This window comes from Pleomorphochaeta sp., assembly GCF_050031695.1.
Lineage (GTDB): Bacteria > Spirochaetota > Spirochaetia > Sphaerochaetales > Sphaerochaetaceae > Pleomorphochaeta.
The window spans coordinates 20,167-35,543 of sequence record NZ_JBNAIC010000029.1 but is presented as its reverse complement, the minus strand read 5'-3'; the positions used below and the strand labels follow the sequence as shown (position 1 = coordinate 35,543).

Genomic DNA, 15,377 nt, shown 5'->3' with positions numbered 1-15,377 from the left:
ACCACTATTCTCTTGGTGACTTTATTATTATTTTTATTATATACATAGATATTACAAATTTTTGGAGGAAATATGAAAGATATAGATCTATTAGATGAAGAAAAAGACTTACCTTCAAACCTATTTATTTTACCTGTAGGACCTGTACCTGTTTTCCCTGGCCTATTAACACATCTTATGTTTACTGAAGCACAAGATATAGATGTTATAAATAAAGCAATTAAACATGGTGGTATGATTGGATTATTATTATCAAAAGATACTACTAATGAAACAATAGAAGATGATGAGTCATTATATACAGTCGGTACGATTGCAAAAATAATAAAACAAATCAAGCTACCTGAAGGTGGTGTACATGTTTTTATTTCAACTATTAAAAGATTTGAAGTCTCTTCATTCTTAAATAGTGGAAAATACTTAATAGCAGAAGTAAATTATTTAGAAAATGAAGAATACAATAAAGAAGATTTAATTCCTTGGGCAAGACAATTATTTACTGAAATAAAAAAACTTGCTGAACAAGACCCTATGTTAAATGAACAACTTAAGTTGAATATGATTAATATAGAAGAACCTGGTAAGCTTGCAGACTTCTTAATTTCTAATTTAGAAATTTCAGGAGAAGATCAACAAGTTTTATTAGAATGTCTTGATATAAGAGAAAGAATTGAAAAATTATTAATTCATATTAAAAATGAACAAGAAATTTCTAGAATACAAAAATCCATTCTTTTCAAAGTAAATAAAAAAGTTGAAAGACAACAAAGAGAATATTTCTTACGTCAAGAATTAAAAACTATTCAAATGGAACTTGGTATGGCAAGTGATCCAAAAATGGCTTTAATTAGTAAACTTGAAGAACAAATTAAAGAAGTTGAACCATATTTCAATGATGAAGTTAGAGATAAAGTTGCAGATGAAATTGAAAAACTTAAAGGAATTGAAATGATTGTTCCTGATTTCAATGTAACTAGAAATTATCTAGAAAATATTCTAAAACTACCTTGGAAACCAAGTAAAGAAACTAATGTTTCTATAACAGCAGCTAGAAAAATTTTAAACAGAGATCATTATGGAATGATGGATGTAAAAAATAGAATTTTAGAATATCTTGCTGTCAGAGAGCTAAAAAACGATAACAAAGGTGCAATTATTTGTTTTGTTGGTGCTCCTGGTGTTGGTAAAACAAGTATTGGTAGATCTATAGCAACAGCATTACATAAAGAATATTTTAGATTCTCTGTTGGTGGTATGAAAGATGAAAGTGAAATAAAAGGTCATAGAAGAACTTATGTTGGTGCAATTCCTGGTAAAATAATCAAAGGTCTACAAACGGTTAAAACTAACAACCCTCTTTTCTTAATTGATGAAATAGATAAGATGGGCCAATCTTTCCAAGGCGATCCAGCATCAGCTCTTCTTGAAGTTTTAGACCCTGAACAAAATTTCTCATTTAGAGATAATTATCTTGATTTACCTTTTGATTTATCAAATGTACTATTTATAGCTACAGCAAATAGCATCAACGGAATTCCAGGTCCTTTATTAGATAGAATGGAATTAATTGAAGTTGGTGGCTACACTTCTGATGAAAAAGTTCAAATTGGTAAAAAGTATTTAGTCCCAAAATCTTTAAAAAAGATGGGATTAAAGAGATCTGATATAAATTTTTCGAACAAGATATTAAGAAAAATTGCTGAAGAATATTCTAGAGAAGCCGGTGTTAGAAACTTTGAAAAGAATCTTAATAAGATTAACAGAAAAGTTGCTATGAAAATTGTAGAAAATCCAGAATTAGAATTACCTATAAAAATACAAGAACAAGATGTTATTGAATTTTTAGGAATCCCATATTTTACAAGCGATAACATTATTGTTGCAAATAAACCTGGAATGGCGGTTGGGCTTGCTTGGACAGCTATGGGAGGAGATACATTAGCTATTGAAGCACAAGCTGCTAAAGGTAATGGAAAACTTCAATTAACTGGTCAATTAGGTGATGTTATGAAAGAAAGTATAAATATTGCTTATACATATCTTAAATGTCATACAAAAGAATATAGAATCAATCCTGACTTTTTTACATTACATGATATTCATATCCATGTACCTGAAGGAGCTATTAAGAAAGATGGACCTAGCGCTGGTGTTACAATGACAACTGCAATTTTTTCTTTAATTACTAACCAAGTTATTAAACCAAAACTTGCAATGACTGGTGAAATTTCATTGATGGGTAAAGTAATGCCTATTGGTGGATTAAAAGAAAAAGTATTAGCTGCTAAAAGAAATAAAATTAAAGAAATAATTATTCCAAAACAAAATAAAAAAGATCTTGATAAGCTAGATGATAAAGTCAAAAAAGGAATAGAATTCCATATTGTTGATGAAGTATCTAAAGTTTTAGAGATTGCTTTCCCTAATGATAAAACTAATGAAAGACCTATTATAAACAAGTATGATGATAATTCTTCCCAACAAGCTAAAATAATTAGTGATGCTGTTTCAACGGCAATTAAGGAGGCTTTACGTGGTTGAGCTATTAAGCCCTGCAGGTGATATTAGAAAACTTAAGACTGCATTTGATTTCGGAGCAGATGCAGCTTATATGGGTCTTCCTAAATTTTCTCTTCGAGCTAATGCTAAAAATATTGATAAAAATCAACGAGAAGATTTATTTAAGATCAAAGAATTATATCCTAATAAAAAATTATATTGTACTTTAAATATTATTTTTCATGAAGGCCAATTAAAAGATTTAAGAGAACAAGCTAAAGAATTAAACAATTGGCCTTTTGATGCTTACATAGTTACAGATGTAGGTGCAATGGATATAATAAAAAATGAAATTCCTAATGCAGAAGTTCATCTTTCGACTCAAGCAAGTTGTATTAATTCAAGTGCTGCTAAAGTCTATTCTAAAATAGGTTTTTCAAGAATAATTTTAGGAAGAGAAGCTTCTTTAGAAGATATTAAGAGAATAAAACAATCAGCTCCTGAATTAGAATTAGAAACATTTGTTCATGGAGCAATGTGTATGGCATATTCAGGAAGATGTTTATTATCTTCTTATTTCTCTTCAAGAAGTGCAAACCAAGGGGATTGTGCTCATTCTTGTAGATGGAACTATAGGCTTATGGCAAATGAAGGACTTGAAAAAGTCTTAAAAAGCGAAACATTAGCTTTAGAAGAATATGAAAGACCTAATCAATACTATCCAATCAGTGAAGAAGATGGGTTCACAACAATATTGAGCAGCAAAGATTTATGCATGATTGATCATGTTCATGAGCTAATTGATGCAGGAGTTAACAGTCTTAAAATAGAAGGTAGAATGAAAAGCCTTTACTATAATGCTGTAGTTACAAGAGCGTATAGAAAAGCTATTGATAAAGATCCTTTATTAGAAGAATACAGAAAAGATTTATTCAATATTAGTCATAGAAAATATTCTACTGCTTTTTTCTTCAATAACAAAGATGAAGATGATATTAATGTTCCAACAATTGATGGATATGAAAGAAATTTCTTATTCATTGGTATAATAAATAAAGAAGTTAAAAAAGGAATTTGGGAGTTAGATGTTAGGTTCCAAGTTAAAAAAGGACAAACTATTGAATATATCGGAAAAGATGTTTTAAACATAATTGATAACGATTATACTTTATTAAATAGTGAGTTTGAAGAAATTGACCAAATTGACCATGGAAAAGTTCAATATTTAAAAACTGATAAACCTGTAAATGAGGGTTATATTATTAGAAGATTAAATAATGGAGAAATAAAATCTACAAGAATATTAAATTCTGAAAGAACATAAATAAAAAGGCAACCTAAGTTGCCTTTTTTTGTCACTTATTGCTCAACATAAATTTCAAATTTTAAAAATGATAACTAACACCTACAGAAGGCATTATATTTACTAACCAACCACCACTTAATTTTTCTAATTCATTAGTTGTTGTATTTGTCATCCAAACAACTGGATCAAATCCTAAAGTTAAAGATCCTACAAGATTAATTTTATCCATCAATATGTATTCAAAAGCTCCAAAAGCTCCAACACCTATAGATAAAACTATATCTTCATCACCTGAAACAGTTTCTTTTCCAGCTAGTGCTGAAAGATCTAAAGCTACACCTACTTTTACTAACATATTCTCTTGAATTGGAATTATATAATATGGTCCAGATTGAATGCAAACTGCTGTTGTACTTGAAAAATCACTTACATTATCTATTTCTAATGATAAAGGCTTACCAACTCCTCCATTAGCATAAATTCCAATATTATCACTCATTTTATTTTGATAAAAAGCGGCAACACCTATTGATGAAGCTTTAAAATCACTACCAATTGATCCTAAGTAAAATAAACTACCTATAACTTGATTTTCACCGTGAGAAGCCTCTAATGGAACATTTAAGTTCATCGCTGCAAAAACTGAAGATATTGTAATAATACCTATTAAAAATAAACTGATTAATCTTTTTTTCATAAATTACTCCTTATTAATCACAAACTAAGCGATTTTAAATATAACACATAGATTAATATTTTGTAAATAAAAAAAATTTTATACTAACAAAATTTTAATTTAGTTACATTTTTGATTAATAATAGAAATAATCATTTTGAATTTATTAATACGCATATTTACCTTAAAAATAAATCGTATAAATAAATATAAAAAAAGATCATTGTTAATTATCTTAGAGATAAACAATGATCTTTAGATTAGTTTTATATATTAATTATTTTAATGATTTCAATAAAGAAATATGTTTAGTGGCTTTTTCAATTTTTTCTTCGAATTCAGCTTTTTTATTATATTCTTTATCTACAGCAGCTTTTGCAGCATTGTTAATAAACTTTTCATTAGATAATTTTCTTAAAGTACCATCTAAACTTTTTTTACTTTTAACTAATTCTTTTTCTAGTTTAGAAATTTCTTTATCCACATCTATTGCATCACCAACAAAAACAAAAGATTCAAATCCACTTCCAGCAACAGGAACAGCTTTTGAGGTATCAATAATATCATTTCTATCAATTTCTACACTACTTGCGTTTACAAAATTCATTAACAAACTTTTCTTCTCTTCAAAGAAATCTGTAGCTATAAAATCACTAGAGGCTTTAATAACTACTTTAACTTTCTTTTCTTGAGTAATTTGCAAATCTGCTCTTAGAGCTCTAATTCCTCTAACTGCATCTTGTAATGCATAAACCAATTTTGTATCTTTTTCATGAATCCTATTTTCCCTAAAACTTGGATATTCACTAATAATTAATTGATCATCTACATTAGGTAATTTAGAATAAATTTCTTCTGTTAAGAAAGAAAGATATGGATGCATTAATCTCATTGATTCAGCTAATAAATCAACTAATACGCTAATAGCTTTATCTTTAACATCATTATCATCGCTATATAATTTTTCTTTAGAAGATTCAACATACCAGTCACAGAAATCATTCCAGAAGAAATCATAGACAGCACTTGCACCATCATTAAAGCGATAATTCTTCATAGATGTAGCAACTTTTTTAGAAGCTTCATTTAGACTATTATATATCCACTTATCCATAGTATCTAATTCAATATTTTCTAAAGGAACTAAATTTCTATCTTCTAGGTTCATTAATAAGTATCTTGTTGCATTCCATACTTTATTGGCAAATCTACTACCCAATTTAAAAGAATCCATATCAATTAAAATATCTTGTCCTTGAGTAGCCATATAAGCTAATGTAAATTTCATAGCATCTGCACCATATTGATTTACAACATCAATTGGATCAATACCATTACCTAAAGACTTACTCATTTTTCTGCCTTGTTTATCTCTAACAAGACCTGTTAAATAAATATCTCTAAAAGGAACTTCTCCAACAAATTCAAGACTAGCCATAACCATACGAGCAATCCAGAAGAAAATAATATCATAACCAGATACTAATGAAGTTGTTGGGAAAAACTTATCAAAATCAACAGTCTTTTCAGGCCATCCTAAAGTAGAAAAAGGCCATAACCAAGAACTAAACCAAGTATCTAATACATCAGATTCTTGATATATATTTTTAGATTTACATTTTTCACATTCACATGGATCTTCACGAAGAACCATCATATGACCACAATCTTTACAATACCAAACTGGAATTCTGTGTCCCCACCATAATTGACGTGAAATACACCAGTCTCTAATTGAAGTTAACCAATGTGAATAAGTATTTTCCCATCTTTTAGGATAGAATCTAATTTTATCATCTTTCCAAGCTTGTAATGCTTTATCAGCCATACTTTGCATGCTTACAAACCATTGTTCAGATAAATATGGTTCTACAACATGATGACATCTATAACAATGTCCTACTTCATGATTATGCTCAGTTTCTTTAATTAAATAACCTAATTCACGTAAGTCTTCAACAACAATTTTTCTAGCTTCAGCTGCATCAATATTTCTATATTTTTCAGGACAATTATCATTTAATGTACCATCAGGATTTAAAACATTAATAATTTCTAAATTATGTCTCTTTCCACATTCCCAGTCATTAGGATCATGAGCTGGTGTTATTTTTACCATACCAGTACCAAATTCTAATGAAACAAAACTATCAGCTATTATTGGAATTACTCTATCAGTTAATGGTAATAATAATTCTTTTCCAACTAGATCTTTATATCTTTCATCTTCAGGATTTACTGCAACAGCAATATCACCGAACATTGTCTCAGGTCTTGTTGTAGCTACTGTAATTGAACCACTTCCATCAGCATATGGATATTTTACATCATATAACTTACCTGGAGTTTCTTCATGTTCAACTTCATCATCAGCTAAAGCTGTTCCACAATGTGGACAATAATTTACAAGATATTCACCTTTATAAATTAAATTTTTCTCATATAAAGTTACAAAACATTCTCTTACAGCTTTAGATAACCCTTCATCCATGGTAAATCTTTCTCTATCCCAATCACAAGAAGCACCAATAGTTTCTAATTGTTTTTTTATTGTTGAATGGTGTTTATCTTTAACTTCCCAAGTTTTTTCTAAGAATTTTTCTCTTCCTAAATCTTGTCTTCTTTTACCTTCTTTCAAAAGTTGTCTTTCAACTACATTTTGAGTTGCAATACCTGCATGATCAGTACCAGGTACCCATAAAGATGGAACACCTCTCATTCTATTATATCTTATTAAAATATCTTGTAATGAGTTATTTAAAGCATGTCCCATATGTAAAATACCAGTGACGTTTGGTGGGGGCATGACAATTGAATAGTGTTCCTTATCACTATCTTGTGGACTAAATAATCCTTTATCTAACCATTGTTGGTAAATTCTCTCTTCAAAATCTTTCGGATCATAGGCTTTTTGTAATTCAACGGCCTTCATCTACTATCCTCCTACCAAAATATACTGTTTGCTATATTACCAAAAAGTATATTTGTTAACAACAGATTACAACAAATTTTTATAAAATAAAAAATAAATACAAAAAAAAGGAGCATAAGCCCCTTTATATTTAATTTAATAATTATTTACTCATCTTGTGATAAATCTTCTAAAGGATTAACTGCCTTTACTTCTAATTTAACAGCATAACCTTGAGAATCTAAATAATGTATAATTTCTGATAAAGAATAATCATCTAGTGAACTTTTTTCATTTACACTAACTTGTTCAACTTGATTAGATTCAATAGGCATCATTACTTCAGGTAATATTTCACTTGTTTGTTTATTATTTGATCCAAACAATACAAAAGAACCAATAAATACAACAACAACAGCCGCTGCACTTGTTAATAAAGCAGGTACTAAGTTAATTTGGACCTTTCTTTTAAAAAAACTTTTTTTAACTTCAGTATTAAATCTATTATTCTCAAAAAATTTAATAACTCTTTCAGAACGTTCTCTAATATCTTCATCAGAAAATGAAGCATTTTTTAACTTATTATCTAATTCTTTTAGTTGATTCAATCGTAACTGACACCCATTACAATATGAAAGATGTTCTTCAACTTGAGTCTTCCATGGTTCTTGTAACTCGCCATCTAAATATGAATTTAATAATGCATCGTCTAAACACATAAATTAATTACTCCTGGCTTAGAATTTTTTCAAGCATTTTCCTTGCTCTAAAAACTCTTACTTTAACATTACTTTCAGATATATTAAGGGTCTCACCTATCCCTTTATAATCTAAATCAGTATAAGTTTTTAATGTAATTACCAATCTTAGTTTTTCAGGCAATTGTGAAATAGCATCCATAACTTGTTCACAAACTACATCTTCAACTAATACTTCTTCTCCTGTTTTCTCATGATGATGAGGTTCTTTTTTCACCCTATCAATCATTTTTAACTCCCTAGTTTTTCTTTTGACTACATTAATTGAGAGATTTTTAGTCACTCTGATTAACCAATATTTAGCATCATTTTCACTTGGGAAAACTTTTGCTTGGTCAAAGAATCTAGTAAAAGCTTCCTGACATAATTCTTCAGCTCTGTCTGGATTTTTCACTATATTATTTGCTACACGAAATAACATAGAGAAAGTTTTCTCGTACATAAACCTAAAATCATGTTCATTATTACTTTGTATCTTCATAACTGTTAACAACCCTATTACACTTCGGTTACATTTTTTTTGATAAAATCGGACCTTTAGGGGTATCTTTTAAAAGATATCCAAGTTTATTAATTTCTTCACGTATCATATCTGCTTTAGCAAAATCTCTTTCTTTTTTCGCAGTTATACGATTTTCTACTAATTTTAAAACATTTTCAGGAATATCATCCTTACTTTTTTCCACTTCATCAAAACGCAAACCAAAAACTTCATCGTAATACAAAATAAGAGAATACTTTTCACTTTCAAACAAATCACTCTTAATTGTTTTATATAAAACAGCCAAAGCTTTAGGCATATTTAAATTATTATTAACACAATCATCAAATTCATTTTTTAATTCAACAACTTTTTCATTTGATAATTCAATTTTATTTGCTCCATTATCTAAATATTCTTGAATTTTAGATACAATAGTTAATCTATTTTTTCTAGCTGTATCTAAATTATCAAAATTAAATCTTAATTGAGAGCGATAATGACCACCTAAAACAAAGAATCTATAATCCATTGGATCATATCCTTTAGTTTTCAATAGGGATAAAGTTAAAAAATCACCTTTTGATTTACTCATTTTACCAGTTTCATCTAATAGAAATTCACCATGTACCCAATAATTAACCCATTTATGATTAGTTGCAGCTTCACTCTGTGCTATTTCATTTGTATGATGAACAGGAATAGCATCAATACCACCACAATGAATATCAAATGATTCACCTAAATATTTCATACTCATAGCAGAACATTCAATATGCCAACCTGGATATCCTCTACCCCATGGAGAATCCCACATCATTTGCTGTTCACCAAATTTACTATTAGTAAACCATAGAACAAAATCCTTAGGATTTTTTTTATTGTTATCAATACTAACATCATCTCTAACAGCAGTTTTTAAATCATCTAAATTTTGATTAGCTAATTTACCATAATCTTTAAAAGTATCAATAGAAAAATATACATTACCACCACTTATATAAGTATGACCATTTTCTTCTAACCGTTTAATCAATTTAATCATATCACCAATATGATCAGTTGCTTTACAAAGTACATTAGGCATTACTAAATTTAAATCAGAAGCATCAGATAAAAAAGCATCAGTATAAAAAGAAGCAATTTCCCATACACTCTTACCACTTTCTTTAGCTTTTTTAGTCATTTTATCATCACCTGAGTCTCCATCATCTGTTAAATGACCAACATCAGTAATATTCATAACATGCTTTACTTTATAATTTGAATGAGTTAAAACTCTCTTTAAAATATCTTCAAAAATAAATGTTCTAAGATTTCCTATATGTGCATAGTTGTAAACAGTGGGACCACAAGTATATAAACCTACTTCTTTTTCATCTATTGGTTTAAACTCTTCTACTTTTCTTCCCATCGTATTGTATAAATTTATTGCCATGAATTTTTCCTTTCTATATGGTTACGTAATAGTATAACAAATAATAGTATTATTATAAATATAATTACAAATTATAATAATGAAAATACATAAATACATATTTTTGATTGCTATAATATCCTATCATTGATAATATATTAATCATGAATACTAATTTAAGTCATCAAGATGAAAAAATCAAGTTTGAAGAAATCATTAAAGAAAACGTTTCTTTATCAAAGTTTACAACATTTAAAACTGGTGGGATTGCTGAATATTATTGCGAACCTGGTAGATTTGAAGAATTAATAACAGCATTAAATTTTGCTAATATTAATAATTTAAAAATTAATATATTAGGAGCTGGTTCGAATGTTATAATAAGTGATAAAAAAATCAAAGGTTTAACAATTAGAACTCACAAACTATGCAGATATTCAATTCGAGGAAATATTTTTTCATGTCGGACTGGAATGTCGTTAGACAGAGCGATAAATATAACACAAAATGACGGAATGCTAGGCTTAGAGGGATTAAGTGGAATCCCGGGATCCATTGGTGGAGCTGTTCATGGTAATGCTGGAGCTTATGGTTATACTATTAGCGATAGACTATTATATATTGACTATATTACATTTGATGGAAAAACTCATAGAATGGATAGAAATGGAGAAGATTTTGGCTACAGAGACTCACCATTTAAACATATGGAAAATGCTATTATTTTTGAAGCTGGTTTTTTCTTAGATAAAAATAATTATAGTGCTTATGCTAAAGCTGTAAAAGATGAAAATACAAAAAATAGAATAGATAAAGGTTTATTAAAATACCCAAGTGCAGGAAGTATTTTTAAAAATCCGGATGGATATATTGCAGGAAAACTAATAGAGGATTGTAATCTTAAAATAAAAAATATTAATGATGCTTTTATTTGCGAAAGTCATTGCAACTACATAATGAATAAAAAAAATGCAACAAGTAAGGATATATATGAATTAAGTAAAATGTGCAAAAAAGCTGTAAAAGATAAATTCAATATAGAATTAGAATATGAAGTTCAATTTATTGGAGATTTTTCATAAAGATATTATAATTGAGAATTCAAATAAACCATTAGAAGTTAGATTAATATTATAATTTACATTTTCTTTTTTCATATTATATGAAATTTCTAATATTATTTCTTTATTTTTAACTAATAATTTTAGATTATTAATTTTTATATAAAACTCGCATAATTTATTATACTCAAAAAAAAGATGGACAGTGTTTTTTTTATATTGATAAACATTAGATACACTATAATAGTTAATATACTCTCTTTCTAAATACTTATTATAATCTATTTCATGATGTATTTTTACTATTAATTTGTTATCCATTGTTTTAAATTTATAATTAAAACAAAGTTTTGAATCAATTGTAAAATTTCTTTTAACACCTTGCCCTCCATATATTGAGATTGGATAAATTTTATCTGAAATTTTAAAATTAACTATTTTATCTTTAAATTTTATCCCATATATATATTTTTCATTCATATTTTTTCTTACAAGAAACAACAATAGTTTCTTGAATTTATAGGAAATAAAACTACTATATAATAAACCAAATTTTGAATAAGCGACTTCTTGCTTAATATCAAAATTATAGAATGAATAGTCTATATAATTTATAAAGCCATTATTAGTGAAATTTAAATTTGAAAAATCATAATAAAAAGAATTATTGTCTTCATTTTTTATAGAATAATTCACAAATTCTAGCCTTAATTTTTTGTATGAACATACTAAAGAATTTATTTTATTTTTACTAACATCAAATGATGAATAATTCGTAAAAAATTCTAAATTATCATTAATAATATTTATGTAATAATTTATAGAATTATCAACATAAATTTCACGATTAATAAACTTTGCTTCTTTTTTGATAATTAAAGAATTTACTTGAAAATTTGAGATATCTACACTATCAATTTTGTTATCTTTAAGTTTTATGTTAAATTTATTGATATTATCATAAATTGTTAAATCAAAAGAGTTCTCATTTTTTTTGTATTTCATACTAACATTTATCGAAAACAGCCCCCATGAAAATATAAATAATAGACTAAAAATAATAATAACTCTTTTGTACATATTTACTTAATAAAAATATTATTATTTTTGCATTATCTTAGTTGAATATCACTTAATTTTATGTGATAATTTATAACATATTTTTCTAAATAAAAATCTTAGACATTTTTAAGGAGCCAAACAAATGGTTATTCTAACTCTTAATTGCGGAAGTTCTTCTGCAAAATATCAAGTTTTCGACTGGACACAAAAAGACGTTTTAGCTGTAGGTGTTGTAGAAAGAATCGGACTTGAATATTCAACAATTGAACATAAAGCTAAAGGTAAAGATGAATACAATGAAAGATTCTCTTCTCCTTCTCACAAAGAAGCAATAGAACTAATTATCAAAATGCTTGTCGACAAAGAATATGGAGTAATTGATGATTTATCACAAATTGGTGCTGTAGGACATAGAGTACTACACGGTGGTGAAACATTTAAAAAATCAGCTTTAGTTGATGATCATATTATCGAAGAATTAAAAGAATTAATTCCTTTAGGTCCTTTACACATGCCAGCTAATATCATGGGTATTGAAGCTGCAAGAAAAGTTATGCCTAATGTTCCTCATGCAATTGTTATGGATACTGCTTGGCATCAAACAATGCCTGAAGAAGCTTATATGTATGCAGTACCTTATAAATGGTATGAAGACTTTAACGTAAGAAGATACGGTTTCCATGGTACTTCACATCTATATTGTGCAAAAAGAGCTGCTGTTTTATTAGGTAAAGAAAACAAAGATACTAACGTTATTATTTGTCATATTGGTAATGGTGCATCAGTTTGTGCTGTTAAAGACGGTGTTTGTATTGATACTTCAATGGGATTAACTCCTTTAGAAGGTTTAGTAATGGGTACAAGAAGTGGTGATTTAGACCCTGCAATTTTACCTTTTGTTATGAATAAAACAGGCATGAGTCCTTCTGAAATGGATACTGAATTAAATAAAAAAAGTGGTTTATTAGGTATTTGTGGACTAACTGATAGAAGAGATGTCCATACTCAAGCAGATAAAGGTGATGAAAAAGCTCAACTAGCTGTTAAAATGGAAACTCATAGAATCAAAAAATATATTGGTTCATATGCTGCTCTTCTTGGCAGAGTTGATGCTGTTGTATTTACTGCAGGTGTTGGTGAAATGGGTGAACATATTAGAAGAGGTGCACTAGAAGGACTTGCAAACTTAGGTATCGATGTAGATGTAGAAAAGAATGATAATTGTAGATGTAGAAATGGAGAATTTGACATCTCTAAAGATAATTCTCCTTCTAGAATTTATGTTATACCTACAGATGAAGAATTAGTAATGACTGAAGATGCATATGCTCTTATGAACAAGACTTATGATATTCATACCAATTTTACATATTCTTTTGAAGATCCTAATTATGAAAACAAAGCTAGAGCTAGAGCTCTTGTAAAAAATATTGAAGATAAACCTTTCTTAAAAACTATTTTAGTTAAAGCTCCAAAAGCTACTAAATAATTTAGGTTTACCTTAATTTTATTTTCAGTTTATGACTATTGTCAAAAAAAAATGACAATAGTCTTTTTTTTGCTTTCAATGATTATGTTTTTTATGATATAATGGGATTTATGAAAAATAATAACTTATCACCATATAAAATTGCTTATGAGTTAGAAAGCAAAAATATCCCATTTGCATGGGTTTCTTTATGTGATCACAAAGGTGTGGTTACTAGAACTAGTGGAAGAATGCTTGTTAAAAATGATGGCCAATATTATGGCACCATAGGTGGTGGCTTAGTAGAATATAAGGCAATCGAAAAAGCAAAAGAAGCATTAAAAGTACAAAAAGGTGGATTATTTACTATCTATCGTGATGATGAAAACAAAGATAATTATATAAAAATTTCTATCGATGTTGGTGAATCTTCTTCAAAAATGATAATAATTGGAGGAGGTCATGTTGGAAAAAGTGTAGCACAAATAGCTTCTCAATCTGGATTTGAAATTGAAATTATTGAGACTAGAGAAGAATTTACAAAACCTGAAGATTTTCCAATGGCAAGCAATATTTATCTTTCATCTAATATTACAAAGACTTTAAACGAAATTAACACTAACAATAGTGCCATTTTAGTTTTAAATAATTCTTTGCTAAGTACTGAAGATTATCAGTGTGCACTAAAATCTAATGCTTGGTATGTTGGAATTATGACAAGTAATCAACACATGTATTCTCTTATTGAAAATATTGATATAAATTCTGAAGAAAACCTAAAATTACACTGTCCTATTGGCTTAAATACTGGTGGACAAACACCTTATCAAGTTGGACTTAGCATTGTATGTGAAGTTCTAGGAGAAAAGAATAATAAATCTCTAGAAAAGAGGAATACCATTTTTAGACCAATTATTGTAAGAGGTGCTGGAGACTTAGCAACAGGAACAATTCTTAAACTTCATAGAGCAGGATTTAAAGTTATAGCTCTAGAAGTTGAAGAACCGACTGTAATTAGGAGAACTGTCTCATTTGCGCAAGCTATGTTTGATAATCAATATACTGTTGAAGATACAACTGCAATAAAATGCGATAAAGATAATATAGATTTAATATATAAAACATTAACAGATGGAAAAGTTGTAGTAGTTTCTGATAAAGATGCAACTTTAATTAAAAAAATAAAACCATTAATTGTAGTTGATGCTATATTAGCAAAGAAAAACCTAGGTACAAAAATCACTGATGCACCATTAGTAATAGCATTAGGCCCTGGTTTTGAAGTTAACAAAGATTGTCATTGTATCATAGAAACTAAACGTGGACATTATGTTGGTAACGTTTTATATAAAGGACAAGCTATAGCAAATTCTGGCATTCCTGGAATAATTGGTGGTTATGGTAAAGAAAGAGTAATTCACTCTCCTGTAGCTGGAACATGGTACAATCTTAGTAAAATTGGAGACATTGTAAAACAAGGTGATATAATTGCAAAAGTTGATGAAACTTTAATTGAAGCTACTATTGATGGAAAAATAAGAGGCTTATTAACCGAAGGTATAAAAGTTCCAAAAGGATTTAAAGTTGCCGATATAGACCCTAGAGGAGAAGAAGCAGACCATACTACTGTCTCTGATAAGGGAAGAAATATAGCAGGTGGTGTATTAAGTGCAATATATAAGTTTTTATATAAGTAAATTTTATTAAGATAGTTTTAAATCTCTCCAAAGTAGATTAT

General features: G+C 28.1%; 11 protein-coding genes. 5 read left to right on the top strand and 6 right to left on the bottom strand.

The annotated features are described in order from the left end of the window. Positions 1–72: 72 nt before the first annotated feature. Positions 73–2,541 (top strand): endopeptidase La, encoded by a 2,469-nt coding sequence (gene lon, locus ACPKM0_RS05870; RefSeq protein WP_472474213.1) that lies wholly within the window; start codon positions 73–75, stop codon positions 2,539–2,541. Beyond that, positions 2,534–3,823 carry a U32 family peptidase C-terminal domain-containing protein gene (locus ACPKM0_RS05865; RefSeq protein ID WP_472474211.1) on the top strand — a complete coding sequence of 430 codons (1,290 nt, stop codon included), beginning with the start codon at positions 2,534–2,536 and terminating at the stop codon, positions 3,821–3,823. The genes lon and ACPKM0_RS05865 overlap by 8 nt, the downstream gene beginning before the upstream one ends. Before the next feature lie 61 nt (positions 3,824–3,884). On the opposite strand, the gene ACPKM0_RS05860 is transcribed toward ACPKM0_RS05865, so the two are convergent. From ACPKM0_RS05860 to cysS, 5 genes are all read right to left on the bottom strand, one after another. Continuing rightward, positions 3,885–4,502, bottom strand: coding sequence for a hypothetical protein (locus tag ACPKM0_RS05860; protein ID WP_472474210.1), 618 nt, complete (start codon positions 4,500–4,502; stop codon positions 3,885–3,887). A 256-nt stretch (positions 4,503–4,758) separates the two neighbouring features. Further along, positions 4,759–7,413 carry a valine--tRNA ligase gene (locus ACPKM0_RS05855; protein WP_472474208.1) on the bottom strand — a complete coding sequence of 885 codons (2,655 nt, stop codon included), beginning with the start codon at positions 7,411–7,413 and terminating at the stop codon, positions 4,759–4,761. Positions 7,414–7,559: 146 nt separating this feature from the next. Continuing rightward, positions 7,560–8,111, bottom strand: coding sequence for an anti-sigma factor family protein (locus ACPKM0_RS05850; RefSeq protein ID WP_472474206.1), 552 nt, complete (start codon positions 8,109–8,111; stop codon positions 7,560–7,562). 7 nt (positions 8,112–8,118) lie between these two features. Further along, positions 8,119–8,631, bottom strand: a complete 513-nt coding sequence (locus ACPKM0_RS05845; protein ID WP_472474204.1) for an RNA polymerase sigma factor — start codon at positions 8,629–8,631, stop codon at positions 8,119–8,121. 28 nt (positions 8,632–8,659) lie between these two features. Further along, complete coding sequence (cysS, locus tag ACPKM0_RS05840) at positions 8,660–10,069, bottom strand: cysteine--tRNA ligase (RefSeq protein ID WP_472474202.1); 1,410 nt, start codon at positions 10,067–10,069, stop codon at positions 8,660–8,662. Positions 10,070–10,212: 143 nt separating this feature from the next. Here cysS and murB point away from each other — a divergent pair, with 143 nt between their 5' ends. Continuing rightward, on the top strand, positions 10,213–11,130 hold the full coding sequence (gene murB / locus ACPKM0_RS05835) for a UDP-N-acetylmuramate dehydrogenase (protein ID WP_472474199.1): 918 nt from the start codon (positions 10,213–10,215) through the stop codon (positions 11,128–11,130). On the opposite strand, the gene ACPKM0_RS05830 is transcribed toward murB, so the two are convergent. Further along, positions 11,125–12,114, bottom strand: coding sequence for a hypothetical protein (locus ACPKM0_RS05830; RefSeq protein ID WP_472474197.1), 990 nt, complete (start codon positions 12,112–12,114; stop codon positions 11,125–11,127). The genes murB and ACPKM0_RS05830 overlap by 6 nt on opposite strands. A 199-nt stretch (positions 12,115–12,313) precedes the next feature. Between ACPKM0_RS05830 and ACPKM0_RS05825 the strand changes: the two genes are divergently transcribed. Both ACPKM0_RS05825 and yqeB read left to right on the top strand, forming a co-directional pair. Beyond that, positions 12,314–13,660 carry an acetate kinase gene (locus ACPKM0_RS05825; RefSeq protein ID WP_472474195.1) on the top strand — a complete coding sequence of 449 codons (1,347 nt, stop codon included), beginning with the start codon at positions 12,314–12,316 and terminating at the stop codon, positions 13,658–13,660. A gap of 110 nt (positions 13,661–13,770) precedes the next feature. Next, positions 13,771–15,336 (top strand): selenium-dependent molybdenum cofactor biosynthesis protein YqeB, encoded by a 1,566-nt coding sequence (gene yqeB / locus ACPKM0_RS05820; protein WP_472474193.1) that lies wholly within the window; start codon positions 13,771–13,773, stop codon positions 15,334–15,336. Positions 15,337–15,377 lie beyond the last annotated feature (41 nt).

Bases quoted from the DNA above. Each gene is read 5' to 3' on its own strand.
- ACPKM0_RS05845 (WP_472474204.1), bottom strand. From the start codon at position 8,631: ATGAAGATACAAAGTAATAATGAACATGATTTTAGGTTTATGTACGAG.
- cysS (WP_472474202.1), bottom strand. From the start codon at position 10,069: ATGGCAATAAATTTATACAATACGATGGGAAGAAAAGTAGAAGAGTTT.
- lon (WP_472474213.1), top strand. From the start codon at position 73: ATGAAAGATATAGATCTATTAGATGAAGAAAAAGACTTACCTTCAAAC.
- ACPKM0_RS05860 (WP_472474210.1), bottom strand. From the start codon at position 4,502: ATGAAAAAAAGATTAATCAGTTTATTTTTAATAGGTATTATTACAATA.
- murB (WP_472474199.1), top strand. From the start codon at position 10,213: ATGAATACTAATTTAAGTCATCAAGATGAAAAAATCAAGTTTGAAGAA.
- ACPKM0_RS05825 (WP_472474195.1), top strand. From the start codon at position 12,314: ATGGTTATTCTAACTCTTAATTGCGGAAGTTCTTCTGCAAAATATCAA.
- ACPKM0_RS05850 (WP_472474206.1), bottom strand. From the start codon at position 8,111: ATGTGTTTAGACGATGCATTATTAAATTCATATTTAGATGGCGAGTTA.
- ACPKM0_RS05830 (WP_472474197.1), bottom strand. From the start codon at position 12,114: ATGAAATACAAAAAAAATGAGAACTCTTTTGATTTAACAATTTATGAT.
- yqeB (WP_472474193.1), top strand. From the start codon at position 13,771: ATGAAAAATAATAACTTATCACCATATAAAATTGCTTATGAGTTAGAA.
- ACPKM0_RS05855 (WP_472474208.1), bottom strand. From the start codon at position 7,413: ATGAAGGCCGTTGAATTACAAAAAGCCTATGATCCGAAAGATTTTGAA.